Here is a 13,717-nt window from a genome sequence, read left to right as displayed (position 1 = left end):
CGGGTCAGCGGACGGCGGGGGAGACCGTCAGCGTGCCGGCGTCGGCGTCCAGGGCGGCCCGGGTGCCGACCGGGACGGTCAGCTGGCCGACACCGTGGCCGATCGGCAGGCCGCCCAGGACCGGCACGCCCAGGTCGCCGAGGCGCTCGCCGAGCACGTCCACCACCGTGGTGTCCCAGCCGTCGGCGCACTCGGTGAACTGGCCCACCGCCACCCCGGCCAACCCGTCCAGGAGGCCCGCCCGGCGCAGGTGGGTGAGCATCCGGTCCACCTTGTACGGCGGCTCCTGCACCTCCTCCACCAGCAGCACCGCCCCGGTCAGGTCCGGCATGTCGGGGGTGCCGATCGAGGCGGTGATCAGACAGAGGTTGCCGCCCAGCAGCGGACCCTCCGCCCGCCCGGACACCCGTACGCCGAAGGTCTCCTCCGCGGCGGTGGCGGCGACGGTGACCGGTTCCGTGGTCATCAGCGCCGCGTGCAGCGACTCCGCCGAGCTCAGCGGGGTGCGGTCGTCCGTCCAGGCCGCCCCGGGACCGTGCACACCGGCCAGGCGGGCGCCCCGCCAGAGCGCGAACTGCAACGCGGTGATGTCGGAGAAACCGGCCACCACCTTCGGGTCACGGCGGACCGCCGCCATGTCGATCAGGTCGACCACCCGCTGCGCGCCGTACCCGCCGCGGGTGCAGATCACGCCGCGGACCTCCGGGTCGGCGAACGCCGCGTTCAGGTCGGCGGCGCGCAGCTCGTCGCCGCCGGCCAGATAGCCGTGCCGGGCGTACGCGTTCGGGGCCAGCACCGGCCGCAGCCCCCAGCCGGTGAGCAGCTCGACGCCGCGAGCCACCCGCTCCGGTCGGGTCGGCCCGGACGGTGACACCAGCATCACGGTGTCACCGGGGCGCAGGACCGGCGGGCGCAGGCAGTCGTCGACGATCACAGCGGGCCAGCCTATCGGGCGGCGCGGCGCCCGGCCGAGCCGTTCCGGACCGGCCCGGGCGTACCCGATAGCCTCGACACCGTGGCGACCGCGCTGGTGATCGAGAACGACCCGACCGACGACCTCCGCCGGCTGGGGGAGTGGCTGACCGAGGGGGGCCTGGAGCTGCACGTGCTCCGCCCGCACGCGGGCGAGGAACTCCCCGCCGACCTGGAGGGGTACGTGGCGCTGGTGGTGCTCGGCGGCGAGCAGCAGGCGTACCCGCAGCCCGACGGCACCCCCGGGGCGCCCTGGTTCCCGGCGCTGGAGGGGCTGCTGCGCAAGGCGGTCCGGTACCGGGTGCCCACCCTCGGCGTCTGCCTCGGCGGGCAACTGCTCGCCACCGCCCACGCCGGCCTGGTCGAGCGGAGCCCGTCCGGCCCGGAGGTCGGCCCCGGGGTGGTCGGCAAGCGGGACGCCGCCGACAACGACCCGCTCTTCCGGTACGTGCCGCTGATCCCGGACGTGCTCCAGTGGCACTCCGACGAGATCACCGAGCTGCCCCGGGGCGCCACCCTGCTGGCCGCCTCCACCCGCTACCCGCACCAGGCGTTCCGCCTCGGCGACCGGGCCTGGGGGCTGCAGTTCCACATCGAGTGCGACACCGCGATGATCGCCGACTGGGCCCGCGACTCCGACTTGCTGGCCGAGCTGGGCTACGACGAGGAGCTGGTGGTCGCCGCCTGCGACCGGGTGATGGCCGACGTCGAGGAGGTCTGGCAGCCGTTCGCGGTGCGGTTCGCCGCCCTCGCCCTCGGCGAGCTGGGCGACGACCCCACCCGCCGTAGCCTGCCGCTGCTCGGGCAGTGAGATGACCAGACCGACCAGGGGCCGGCTCGCCCGGTACGGCTTCGGCGCCGCGCAGGGCGACGGCGGGCAGCGCGCCGCCGACCTGCTCGGGCCGGACGGCCTCGGCCTGTGGCGTACCGACGAGCAGGAACCCGTCGACGAGCGCGCCGCCGCGCTGCTCGCCGCGCTCTCCCGCGCCGCCGACCCCGACCTCGCCCTGCGCCAGCTGCACCGGCTGGCCGAGGCCGAACGCCGGGCCGCGGCCCCCCGGCAGCCCGTCCAGGGCGCCCCCGCCGCCTCGGCGGGCCGGGACGCCGGGCCGGCGGCCACCGGCACGGGTACGTCCGCGCTGCTCGACGCGCTGCACGCCGACCCGGGCCTGTGTCGCCGCCTGGTCGCCGTCCTCGGCGCCTCCTCCGCGCTCGGCGACCACCTGGTCGCCAACCCGGACCAGTGGACGGTGCTGTCCACCGCCCCGGACGGGCTCGCCCCCACCGCCGACGGCCGGCTGGAGCTGGACGCCGCCGCGCGGCTGACCGCCTCCACCCAGCCGGTCCCGGTGCTGCGGCAGGCGTACCGGTTGGCGCTGCTGCGGATCGCGGCCGCCGACCTGACCGGCGGGCGTGGCCTGGAGCAGACCATGGCCGCGCTCTCCGCGCTGGCCGACGCCACCCTGGCGGCGGCGTACCGGATCGCGGTGGACGAACTGCCCGAGGGCACGCCCCCGCCGCGGCTCGCCGTGGTGGCGATGGGCAAGTGCGGCGGCGACGAGCTGAACTACGTCTCCGACGTCGACGTCATCTTCGTCGCCGCCGACGACGAGGACCTGAGCGTGGCCACCACGGTCGCCACCCGGCTGATCCACGTCTGCGGGCTGGTCGCCTGGCCGGTCGACGCGGCGCTGCGGCCCGAGGGCAACCGGGGACCGCTGGTGCGCACCCTCACCAGCCACCTGGCCTACTACCAGCGGTGGGCGCGGACGTGGGAGTTCCAGGCGCTGCTCAAGGCCCGGCCGGCCGCCGGGGACCTGGCGCTGGCCCGGGAGTGGATCGACGCGCTCGCCCCGCTGGTCTGGAGCGCCGCGGAGCGGCCCGAGGCGGTCTCCGACGTCCGGGCCATGCGGCGCAGGATCATCGACAACATTCCGCCCAAGGAACTCGACCGCGAGATCAAGCGCGGCCCGGGCGGGCTGCGCGACATCGAGTTCGCCGTGCAGCTGCTGCAACTGGTGCACGGCCGCGGCGACGAGTCGCTGCGGGTGCCCGGCACCATCCCGGCGCTGCGCGCACTGGTCACCGGCGGCTACGTGGGCCGGGCCGACGGCGAGGCGCTGCTACGCGGGTACCGCTTCCTGCGCGCCGTCGAGCACCGGCTCCAGCTCCAGGGCCTGCGCCGTACCCACACCGTGCCGACCGAGCCGGCCGCGCTGCGCTGGCTCGCCGCCGCGCTCGACTACACCGCCACCCCGGGCCGCAGCGCCGTGGAGGCCTTCCGCGCCGAGTGGGTCGCCCACGCCAGCGAGGTACGCCGGCTGCACGCCAAGCTGCTCTACCGGCCGCTGCTGGAGGCGGTGGCCCGGGTACCCGCCGACGGGCTGCGGCTCACCCCGGAGGCGGCCCGGCACCGGTTGGAGATCCTCGGCTTCGCCGACCCGGCCGGGGCGCTGCGGCACCTCCAGGCGCTCACCGGCGGGGTGAGCCGGACCGCCGCCATCCAACGCACCCTGCTGCCGGTGCTGCTCAGCGAGTTCGCCGACGCGCCCGAACCGGACCGGGGGCTGCTCAACTACCGGCAGGTCTCCGACAAGCTCGGCAGCACCCCCTGGTACCTGCGGCTGCTGCGCGACTCCGGGCCGGTGGCCCGCCGGCTGGCCCGGGTGCTCTCGTCGTCCCGGTACGCCGCCGACCTGCTGGCCCGTGAGCCGGAGGCACTGCGCCTGCTGGCCGAGGAGAGCGAGCTGGTGCCCCGCCCCCGGGAGGTGCTCTGCGACGGGTTCGCCGCCGCGGCGGCCCGGCACGCCGACCCGGTCGAGGCGACCCGGGCGGTCCGCGCGCTGCGCCGCCGCGAGCTGGTCCGCATCGCCTGCGCCGACGTGCTCAGCCGGGCCGGCGGGCTGGCCCCCCGGCCGGAGCGCGGCTCCCCGGCGTCCCCGCTGGCCGACGTGGCGGTGGTCGGCGCCGCGCTGGCCGACGTCACCGACGCCACCCTGGCCGCCGCGCTGCGCGCCGCCCGGGCCAGCCAGCCGGCGCTGCCCGGGCTGCGGTTCGCGGTGATCGGCATGGGCCGGCTCGGCGGGTACGAGTCGAACTACCTCTCCGACGCCGACGTGCTCTTCGTCTACGACCCGCCGCCCGGTGCGGCGGAGAGCGCGGCCAGCGCCGCCGCGCACGCGATCGCCGAGGAGCTGCGCCGGCTGCTCGGCGCACCCGCGCCCGACCCGGCGCTCGGCGTCGACGCCGACCTGCGACCGGAGGGCCGGCAGGGCCCACTGGTACGCAGCCTCGCCGCCTACGCCCAGTACTACGCCCGCTGGTCGAAGGTGTGGGAGGCGCAGGCCCTGCTCCGTGCCCGGTTCGTCTGCGGCGACGCCGACCTGGGCGCCGAGTTCGAGGCGATGGCCGACCCGGTCCGCTACCCGGCCGACGGGTTGACCCGGGAGCAGATCGTGGAGATCCGCCGGATCAAGGCCCGGGTGGAGCACGAGCGGCTGCCCCGCGGCGCCGACCCGGCCACCCACACCAAACTGGGCCGGGGTGGCCTCGCCGACGTCGAGTGGGCCGTGCAACTGCTCCAGCTCCGGCACGCCGGAACCCACCCGGCGCTGCGCGGCACGCGTACCCTCGACGCGCTCGCGGCGGCCCGGGACGCCGGCCTGGTCGACCCGGCGGACGCCGCCGAGATGGCCGCCGGGTGGACCCTCGCCGCGCAGGTCCGCAACGCGCTGATGCTGGTCCGTGGCCGGGCCGGCGACCAGCTGCCCCGGCACGGGGTCGAGCTGGCCGGGGTGGTCCGGCTGCTCGGCCGCGACGACCCCGGCGAGTTCCTCGACGAGTACCTGCGCACCGCCCGCCGCTCCCGCGCGGCGATGCAGCGGGTCCTCGACGGCGACACCTGACCGGCCCGGCGGTCACGCCCCGGCCGGCGTCACCGGCGGCGTAGCAGCACCAGGTGGTCGGCGAGGGTGGCGGGCTCGCCGTCCGGGCCGGTGACCTGCCGGCGCGGCGCGTCCAGCCGCTCGGTGTGCCACTCGTCCGGGTCCAGGTCGAGCGCGGCCAGGGTCTCCTGCGGGGTCGGGAAGCGCAGGTGCGGGTGGGCCAGGCGGCTCCACGGCGGCACCTCGCCGTGCTCGACGATCAGCAGCCGGCCGCCGGGCGCCACCGCCCCGGCCGCCGCCCGCAGCACCTGCTCCCGGGGGAACTCCAGCGGAGTCTGGAGGAACTGGGCGGAGACCAGGTCGTAGCTGCCCTCGGGGAAGCCGCGGGTGAGGTCGTGCCGGCGGAAGCCGATCCGGTCCGACAGCCCGGCGCTGGCCGCCCGGGCCGCCGCCCGGCCGAGGGCCGTCGCGGACACGTCGACCGCGGTGACCCGCCAGCCCTGGTCGGCCAGCCAGACCGCGTCGCCGCCCTCCCCGCAGCCGAGGTCCAGTGCGGTGCCGGCCGGCAGCGCGCCGACCACGTCGACCAGGTGCGGGTTCGGTCGCCCGCTCCACACCTGCTCGCGCCCCTCGTAGAGGTCGTCCCAGAAGCGCGCGGTGGCGTCGTCCACCGTCGCGCGTCGGGCGGCGACGGCCCGCGCGGTCTCCTCGGCGATCAGGTCGGCGTTGAGCCCGGCGGCGGCCTTCAGGCCCGCCGCGGCGGCGGCGATCACGGTCGCCTGTGGGTCGGCGACGTTGCCGGCCACCCACACCCCCGGCACGTCGGTGGCGCCACCGGCGTCGGCGGCCACGTACGTGCCGAGCACGTGCCCGGCGACGACGAAGTCGCTGGCCGGCAGGCCCAGCCCGGCGAGCAGCCCGGCCCGCGCGACGAACCGGGGCGCCACCACCAGGGCCTGCCGGGCGACCAGCTCGCCCGAGCGCAGCCGTACCCCGGTCAGCCGGTCTTCGTGCACCTCCAGTGCCGCCACCTCGCCCGTGACCACCCGGACGCCCCGGGCGGCCAGCTGCTCCGCCTGCTCGTCGGAGAGGGCCGGTCCGGTGTGCGCGAAGAGCACCACGTCGTCGGTCAGCTGCCGGAACAGCAGTGCCTGGTGCGTGGCCATCGGACCGGTGGCGAGCACACCCACGGCCTGGTCCCGCACCTCCCAGCCGTGGCAGTACGGGCAGTGCAGCACGTCCCGGCCCCACCGCTCGGCCACGCCCGCGATGTCGGGCAGCTCGTCGACCAGCCCGGTGGTGACCAGCAGCCGGCGCGCCAGCCTGGTGCTGCCGTCGGCCAGCTCGACGGCGAACCGGGCGCCGTCCGGGCCGTCGACCGGCCGGGCGGTGGTGACCGTGCCGTCGATGATCGGCACGCCGTACCCGGCGACCTCGGCCCGGGCGCCGGCGTACAGCTCGGCGGGCGGGAGGCCCTCGCTGGTCAGGTAGTTGTGCACGTGCTCCGCGGGGGCGTTGCGCGGCGCACCGCCGTCGATCACCAGGACCGACCGGCGGAACCGCCCCAGGGCCAGGGCCCCGCTGAGCCCCGCCGCGCCACCACCGACGACCACGACGTCGTGAACGGAATGATTCGTCATCGTTCCCACCTTCTCCGACGGGCGGACCGCTCCCGCCCCGACGCCACGGATCGTCCACGCCCCCTGCCGAGCCGACAAATATCATTGCCAACATGGCAAATGACGGTGGGCGGGAACAGGACGGCGCCGGGGCGGCCCCGGACGAGGTGCTGACGACGGTGGGGCCCCGGCTGCGGGTGCTGCGCCAGCAGCGTTCGGTGACGCTCGCCCAGCTCTCGCAGGCCACCGGGATCTCGGTCAGCACGTTGTCCCGGCTGGAGTCCGGCGGGCGCCGACCGACCCTGGAGCTGCTGCTTCCCCTGGCCCGGTTCCACCGCGTGCCGCTCGACGACCTGGTCGGCGCCCCGGCCACCGGGGACCCCCGGGTCCACCCCCGGCCGATGGTCCGGGGCGGCGTCACCATCCTGCCGCTGACCCGCCGCCCGGGCGGGGTGCAGGCGTACAAGATGATCTACCCCCCGGGGGCGCGGGCGGGGGAGCCCACACCACAGGTGCACGAGGGGTACGAGTGGCTCTACGTGCTCTCCGGACGGGTCCGGCTGCTGCTCGGCGGGCACGACCTGACCCTGGAGGCGGGCGAGGTAGCCGAGTTCGACACCCGGACGCCACACTGGTTCGGCAACCCGTTCGACACCCCGCTGGAGATCCTCAGCCTCTTCGGCCCGCAGGGCGAGCGTCTGCACGTCCGCGCCCGCCCCTCCCCGGCCCGCCGCGACCCGGACCCGGCCTGACCCGGCCGTTCGGGCACCACTGGGACCAGGGGCCCTCACGCCCGCTCCGCACCGGTCGCCGCGATCGCGGTCCCGGCCTGGTCGAGCCGGTCGCGAGCAGGGGCTGCACGTCTACGCCCGCTTCGTGCCGCTCGGGCCGTGCCTGCTTCGCGCTGCTCGGGCTGTGCCCGCGGCCCGGCCTGGTCGGGCTGGCCGTGACCAGGACTGCACGTCGGCGTTCGTTCCGCCTCGGTCGGCCGCGACCTCGCCCGGTCTGACCCTGCTGGCCGGGAACGACCCGGGTTCGGGATCGGCGCGTTCGGCGGAGCCGGGGATGCCGGCGGGCAGCGCACCTGCTGTTGGGGTCCTTTAGAGCTGATGACGAAAACGAATCACGCCTTCGTTCCCGCCATGGCTCGCTGCCGGACGGGTCAGCGGTAGCAGCGGTGGTGACTCGTTTTCGTCATCAGCTCTAAAGGGCGGGCAAGATGCAGCCGGCCCCGCTCAGCGCCGGCCCCGCTCAGCGCCGGCCCCGCTCAGCGCCGGCCCCGCTCAGCGCCCGCCCCGCTCAACCGCCTGCCCGGCTCAGTCGCGCCTTGGTCGACCGCCTGCTGGCTCGGATGGCTGCTGGCCTGCTCGATCGTCGGGTCCGCGCAGTTGCCGGCCCGCGCAGTTGCCGGTCTGAAAGGCACTGGCCGCTCAGTTGCCGGTCTGAGAAGTCACCGGCCCGCGTAAGGGCCGGCCCGGGAGGCGCCGGGTTGGTCAGCCGGCGAGGGTGTAGGTGCCCGCGGCCGGCACGGTGACCGCCGTCCATTCCCCGTCGGCGCGGACCGTCGCGCCGCCCGTCGCGGACAGCCAGCGGGTGTGCCGGATGCGGACCGGGACGGTGCCGGCGGTGGACGTCCGGAAGGTCAGCGAAGCGGCGTCCTGTCGTAACAGCTCAGCCGGGGTGCCCACCAGCGGCGTCGGGTCGGCCACGGCGTAGAGCCGCCAGCGGGGGGCGGACCAGACCGGGCTCAGGTACGGCAGGCCGGCGGAGACCAGCTCCGCCTCGGCCCGGCCGACCCAGGAGAGCGGGGCGTCCGGGACCGCCACGTACTGCACGGCGTTGTCGTGCAGCCAGGCCCGGTAGCTGTCGGCGGTCAGGGGCACGCCCGTGCCGGCGGCCCCGGGCACCCGGGTGAAGAAGAGGGGATTGCGGGCGATGTCGGCCTGCCGCAGCCAGCCCCGGGCCAGCGGCACGTCGCCGAGCTGCGCGGCCTCCCAGTAGTTCCGGGTCGGCGGCACCTCCACCCGCCCGGTGAGCCCCCGTCGGGCCAGTTCCGTGCGGAGCGGCTCGAAGTACGCCCGCGTACTGGTCGGGTCGTCGATGCTGCGGACGTCGGCGGCGACCACCGGTGGTTGCCACCAGCAGACCGCCGCCAGCAGCGCCGCGAGCGCCACGGACGCGGGTGGGACGCGCCGTGCGCGGGAAAGGCGGGGGAGCCGGTCCACCGCCCACGCCGGCAGCCGGGCCCCGGCGGCCAGCACGGGCAGGGCGAACATCACGGCCAGTCGGGTCGCGTTCAACCCGACCGGGGTGTGCACCAGCGCCGCCCCCAGCACCCCGGCCGCCGAGAGCAGCGCCCCCAACCGCACTGGCCGGTACCCGACCAGCGCGGCCACCAGCAGGCTGGTCAGCACCGCCCGGAGCGTGTCGGCCCGGCTGATGTTCATCCAGCCGCCCTCGCCGAAGAGCAGCCCGGTCACCGCCAGCGGCACCGCCGCGGCCACCCCGAGCAGCAGGCCGTCGCGGTAGCGGCGGGTCAGCAGCAGCGCCGCCCCGGCCAGGCCGACGAAGAGCCCGGCGACCGGGCTGGTCGCCGAGGCCAGCAGCGCGCCCGCCACCACCAGCACCGGGCGGAGGCGGCGGGGCGGGCCGTGCGCGGGGACGGTCAACGCGAGCAGCGCGGCCAGGCCGAACGCCACCCCGAGGGCGTACGTGACGCGGCCGGAGGCCAGGTTGCCGGCGATCGTGAGGACCCCGACCAGGCTGCCGAGCAGCGGGCGGGGCACCCCGGTGCGGACCAGCAGGGCGGCGAACGCGGCGGCCGCCCCGACCAGCGCCAGCGCGCCGGTGACCGGAACGCCGAGGGTCGCCATCACCGGCGGGGAGACCAGGCTGTAGCCGAGCGGGTGGATGCCGGCGTACCAGCGCAGGTCGACCAAGGCGGGACCGTGCGCGGCGAAGAAGTCGGCCCGGGCCACCTGGGCGGATAGGTCGGAGCCCATCTTCGGCAGGGCCAGGTACACCCCGCCCAGCACGGCGGCGCAGACGGCGGAAAGCCCCACCACCCTGCTGCCCCGCATGCCCACCTCCGATCCGCGACCACGGTACTGGCAGCATGTCCGGCGTGCCTCACCACCTCACTCGCTGGATCGGACTGGCCGGCTCGGCGCTGCTCGCCGTCGCCGCGTACCTCGGTGGCGCGCTGCCCGACGGGGACCTGCGCCCCAACCCGGTCAGCATCTGGCAGGGGCGGCACGGTCCGCTGATCATCGGCTGCTGGCTGGTCGGCACCAGCCTGCTGGCGTGGGCCTGGTGGTCGCTGCGCGACCGGGTGCCCTCGGCCCGCTGGGCGCTGGTCACCGCCGGGCTCTGGCTGCTCCCGCTGCTGTTCACGCCCCCGTTGGGCAGCCGCGACGCCTACGCGTACGCCTGCCAGGGCGCGAGCTACGCGGCCGGGATCAGCCCGTACGAGCAGGGGGTCTCCGCGCTGCCCTGCCCGTGGCTGGACACCATCTCGTACATCTGGCGGGACACCCCCGCGCCGTACGGACCGCTGTTCATCCTGATCTCCGGCGCGATCGTCAAGGCCACCGGCTCGCTCACCGCCGCCGTCGTGCTGTTCCGGCTGCTGGCGGTGGCCGGGGTGGCGCTGACCGCCGCGTGCCTGCCGGTGCTGGCCCGCCGCTGCGGGGTCGAGGTGCCGCGGGCGCTCTGGCTGGCGTTGGCCTGCCCGCTGGTCGGCGTGCACCTGGTCTCCGGTGCGCACAACGACGCGCTGATGGTCGGCCTGCTCGTCGCCGGCCTGGCGGTGGTGGCGTCCCGGCCCGGTCGGCACTGGTGGCTGCTGGCCGGGGGAGTGCTGCTCGGGCTCGCCGCCGCGGTCAAGATCACCGCGTTGGTGGTGGTGCCGTTCGCCGCGCTGGCCGCGATGGCCGGGCCGTACCGGATCCGGACCCTGGTCCGCGACGGCGGCCCGGTGGTGGCCGGCGCGCTCGCCGCGGCGGTCGCGGCGACCCTGGCGACGGGCCTCGGCTTCGGCTGGATCGGCGGGTTGGAGCAGGGCGGCCTGGTGATCGCCTGGACCTCGCCGCCCACCGCGGTCGGGCAGACCGTGGGGTACGTGGCGGCGCTCTTCGGCGCGCACGTCGACGCGCTGCCGGTGACCCGGGCGATCGGGGTGCTGGTGCTCGGGGTGCTGCTGGTGTGGCTCTGGTGGCGGGCCCGCACCCGGGACCCGCTCTGGCACGCCGGGCTGGCGCTGGCCGCCACGGTGGCGCTGGCTCCGCTGTTCCACCCGTGGTACTGGGTCTGGCCGCTGACCGTGCTGGCCGCCACCGCGCGGCGTACCGGTTGGTTCGCGCTGGTCGCGCTGGTCTCGTCGTTCCTGGTGCTGGCCGACGGCACCGGGCTGGCCCGGTACACCAAGATGCCCGGGGCGCCGCTGATGACGCTGTTGGTGATCGGGGTGGCGGTCTGGTTGGTACGGTCGGCTCGGGCGGCCCGCCGGCCGGCCCCCACCGACTGAGGAGAGGCCCGCCGGTGACCGAGCCCGGCCCCGCGTCGACCGGCCGCGCCCGTGCCGCCCGGTACGCCGGTCTGGCCGGCGCGGTGCTGCTGACGGTCGCCGGATGGCTCGGCGGGGCGCTGCCGCGCATCCCACCGGCCGGCGCGACGGAGCCGGCGGCGCTGGCCTGCTGGCTGGTCGGCACGGCGCTGCTGGTCGGCGCGTGGTGGTCACTGCGGCGGGGCGCGCCGTCGACCCGGTGGGCGTACCTGACCGCCGGGCTCTGGCTGGTGCCGCTGCTGGCCGCGCCGCCGCTGGGCAGCCGGGACGTCTACTCGTACGCCTGCCAGGGGTGGGCGTACGCGGCCGGCCGTGACCCGTACCGGACGGGGGTGGCGGCGGCCGGCTGCCCGTGGGTCGACGCGGTCGCGCCGATCTGGCGGGACACCCCGGCCCCGTACGGCCCGTTCTTCGTGCTCCTCGCCGCGCTGGCCGCGACGCTCGGCGGCGGCCTGGTCGGCACGGTCCTGCTGCTGCGCCTCCTCGCCCTGGCCGGGGTGCTGCTGGCCGCGCTCTGCCTGCCGGGGCTGGCCGGCGCGGCGCGGGTGCCCACCGCCCGGGCGGCCTGGCTGGCGTTGGCGTGCCCCCTGGTCGGGGTGCACCTGGTCGCCGGCGCGCACAACGACGCGGTGCTGCTCGGGCTGCTGCTGCTCGGCCTGCTGGTGCTGGTCCGGCTGCCCGGCCGGCCGAAGGGGCTGGTGGTGGCGGGGGTGCTGCTGGGCCTGGCGGTGGCGGTGAAGGCGACCGCCGTGGTGGTGCTGCCGTTCGCGGCGCTCGCCGCGGTCCACGGCCGGTACACGGTGCGGGCGCTGCTGCGCGACGGCGGTTGGCTGGCCGGCGCTGTGCTGGCCGCGCTGGCGGCCGTCACGGCGCTGTCCGGGCTCGGTCTCGGCTGGGTCGGCGGGCTGGCGCGCAGCGGTGACTCGAAGCAGTGGACGTCGCCGCCCACGGCGGTGGGCTTCGTCGTGGACTACCTGGGGGAGTCGCTCGGCCGGCGGCCGGATGCGGTGCCGGTGGTCCGCGCGGTGGCGCTGGTGCTGCTGGCGGTCCTGCTGGTGGCGCTCTGGTGGCGGGCCTGGACGGCGCTGCGCCGGCTCAACGACGTCCGGCGGCGGGTGCACCGGCTCGCGGCGGCCCGTCCACGGGTCACCCTCTTCGCCGCGGGGGTGGCGCTGGTCGCCACGGTGGCCCTGGCCCCGGTCTTCCACCCCTGGTACGCCACCGGGCCGCTCTTCCTGCTGGCCGTCTCGGCGTCCCGGACGACCTGGTTCGTGCTGCCCGCCGCGGTGGCCTCCTTCCTGTCCCTGCCGGACGGGACCAGCGTGGCCCGGTACGGCAAGGCGCCCGGGGCGATCGCGATGACCCTGCTGGTGGTGGTGCTGGCCGGGGTGGCGCTGCGGGCCCGGCTGGCGGCCCGCGCCCCGCGGTGACCGGTCCCGGCCCGATCAGCCGACCCGCTTGACGGCCGTGCCCCTCGACCCTACATTTAACGCACCCGTTAATTAGCGAGGTGGTTAAGTACATGGCGACGGACCGGCTCAGCGTGATCTTCGCGGCGCTGGCGGACCCCACCCGGCGGGCGATCCTCGCCCGGCTGGCCGAGGGCGACGCGACCGTGACGGAGCTCGCCGAGCCGTTCGAGATCAGCTTGCCGGCGATCTCCCGGCACCTGAAGGTGCTCGAACAGGCCGGCCTGATCTCCCGGACCCGCGCCGCCCAGTGGCGCTCCAGCAGCCTCAACCCGGAGCCGCTGCGCGAGGCGACGGCCTGGATGGAGCGGTACCGGCGGTTCTGGGACACGAACTTCGACCGGCTCGACGCCCACCTGAAGCGGTTGCGGATTGAGTCGGAGCGGAACGAGAAATGAGAGAGGGCTACTCCATGACCGACACGACAGAAAGCCAGGATCTCGTCATCACCCGCGTCTTCGACGCCCCGCGGGAGCTGGTCTACCGGGCCTTCACCGACCCGGATCAGCTCGCCGCCTGGTTCGGCCCGGTCGGCTGGTCGGTGCTGCGGGAGACCGTCAGCGTCGAGGTCCGGGCCGGCGGCCACCAGCGCTTCACCATGGTCAACGACGCCGATCCGGCGATGAACTCGGCGGTCGACGCCACCTTCACCGAGGTGGTCGAGAACGAGTTGCTGGTCGGCGAGCAGCGGGTCGACTTCGGCGCCGGCGAGATCACCATGCTGCTCCGGCTCGAGTTCCACGACGAGGCGGGCGGGACTCGCCTGGTGCTGCGGCAGGGGCCGCACGACCCGGCGATGCTGGCGGGCGCCCGGATGGGCTGGGGCAGCTCGTTCGAGAAGCTGGACGCCCTGCTGGCCCGCTGACCGTCCGTACCGAAGCGGCCGGGCCGGCCCCGCGATCGCGGAGCCGGCCCGGCCGGTGCTGGTGGAACGTGCCTGCTGCGACCGCTCAGCAGTCGAAGTACATCGCGAACTCGTGCGGGGTCGGGCGCAGGCGTACCGGGTCGACCTCGTTGGCCCGCTTCCAGCTCACCCAGGTCGAGATGAGGTCCGGGGTGAAGACGCCACCGTCGAGCAGGTAGTCGTGGTCGGCCTCGAGGGCGTCGAGCACGGCGGGCAGCGAGCCCGGCACCTGCTTGACGTCGCCCCACTCCTCCGGGGGCAGGTCGTAGAGGTCCTTGTCGATCGGCGCCGGGGGTTCGATCTTG

10 protein-coding genes and 1 pseudogene are annotated in these 13,717 nt (G+C 76.2%); 7 read left to right on the top strand and 4 right to left on the bottom strand.

Annotated features, from left to right (window positions below; genetic code table 11):
- Positions 1-4: 4 nt before the first annotated feature.
- Positions 5-934, bottom strand: a complete 930-nt coding sequence (locus tag AC5L3Z_RS22795) for a S66 peptidase family protein (RefSeq protein ID WP_494844895.1) — start codon at positions 932-934, stop codon at positions 5-7.
- An 81-nt stretch (positions 935-1,015) separates the two neighbouring features.
- On the opposite strand from AC5L3Z_RS22795, the gene AC5L3Z_RS22790 reads away from it, so the two are divergent.
- Positions 1,016-1,783: a type 1 glutamine amidotransferase gene (locus tag AC5L3Z_RS22790; RefSeq protein ID WP_494844893.1), complete on the top strand. Its 768-nt coding sequence runs from the start codon at positions 1,016-1,018 to the stop codon at positions 1,781-1,783.
- 1 nt (position 1,784) lies between these two features.
- Positions 1,785-4,877: a bifunctional [glutamine synthetase] adenylyltransferase/[glutamine synthetase]-adenylyl-L-tyrosine phosphorylase gene (locus tag AC5L3Z_RS22785; protein ID WP_494844892.1), complete on the top strand. Its 3,093-nt coding sequence runs from the start codon at positions 1,785-1,787 to the stop codon at positions 4,875-4,877.
- A 29-nt stretch (positions 4,878-4,906) separates the two neighbouring features.
- Here AC5L3Z_RS22785 and AC5L3Z_RS22780 read toward each other — a convergent pair whose 3' ends face one another.
- Positions 4,907-6,496 carry an FAD-dependent oxidoreductase gene (locus AC5L3Z_RS22780; RefSeq protein WP_494844891.1) on the bottom strand — a complete coding sequence of 530 codons (1,590 nt, stop codon included), beginning with the start codon at positions 6,494-6,496 and terminating at the stop codon, positions 4,907-4,909.
- Positions 6,497-6,588: 92 nt separating this feature from the next.
- On the opposite strand from AC5L3Z_RS22780, the gene AC5L3Z_RS22775 reads away from it, so the two are divergent.
- On the top strand, positions 6,589-7,227 hold the full coding sequence (locus tag AC5L3Z_RS22775; protein ID WP_494844889.1) for a helix-turn-helix domain-containing protein: 639 nt from the start codon (positions 6,589-6,591) through the stop codon (positions 7,225-7,227).
- A 741-nt stretch (positions 7,228-7,968) separates the two neighbouring features.
- On the opposite strand, the gene AC5L3Z_RS22770 is transcribed toward AC5L3Z_RS22775, so the two are convergent.
- On the bottom strand, positions 7,969-9,555 hold the full coding sequence (locus tag AC5L3Z_RS22770; RefSeq protein ID WP_494844888.1) for a hypothetical protein: 1,587 nt from the start codon (positions 9,553-9,555) through the stop codon (positions 7,969-7,971).
- Positions 9,556-9,599: 44 nt separating this feature from the next.
- Between AC5L3Z_RS22770 and mptB (AC5L3Z_RS22765) the strand changes: the two genes are divergently transcribed.
- The 4 genes from mptB (AC5L3Z_RS22765) to AC5L3Z_RS22750 all read left to right on the top strand — a co-directional run bounded on the left by mptB (AC5L3Z_RS22765) (position 9,600) and on the right by AC5L3Z_RS22750 (position 13,373).
- Positions 9,600-11,000 (top strand): polyprenol phosphomannose-dependent alpha 1,6 mannosyltransferase MptB, encoded by a 1,401-nt coding sequence (mptB, locus tag AC5L3Z_RS22765; RefSeq protein ID WP_494844887.1) that lies wholly within the window; start codon positions 9,600-9,602, stop codon positions 10,998-11,000.
- A gap of 14 nt (positions 11,001-11,014) precedes the next feature.
- Positions 11,015-12,469: a polyprenol phosphomannose-dependent alpha 1,6 mannosyltransferase MptB gene (gene mptB / locus AC5L3Z_RS22760; protein ID WP_494844885.1), complete on the top strand. Its 1,455-nt coding sequence runs from the start codon at positions 11,015-11,017 to the stop codon at positions 12,467-12,469.
- 92 nt (positions 12,470-12,561) lie between these two features.
- Entirely contained in the window at positions 12,562-12,906 is a 345-nt protein-coding gene (locus AC5L3Z_RS22755) for an ArsR/SmtB family transcription factor (protein WP_494844884.1), read from the top strand.
- A gap of 14 nt (positions 12,907-12,920) precedes the next feature.
- The gene (locus tag AC5L3Z_RS22750) at positions 12,921-13,373 is read left to right on the top strand and encodes an SRPBCC family protein (RefSeq protein ID WP_494844883.1); all 453 of its coding nucleotides are present in this window, start codon (positions 12,921-12,923) and stop codon (positions 13,371-13,373) included.
- Between the two features lie 85 nt (positions 13,374-13,458).
- On the opposite strand, the pseudogene AC5L3Z_RS22745 reads toward AC5L3Z_RS22750, so the two are convergent.
- Positions 13,459-13,717, bottom strand: a pseudogene (locus AC5L3Z_RS22745) (type I glutamate--ammonia ligase); the annotation flags it as partial.

This window comes from Micromonospora sp. LZ37 (assembly GCF_059359015.1).
Note: the sequence above shows the minus strand (reverse complement) of the source record. Positions and strands in the feature narration are given on the sequence as shown.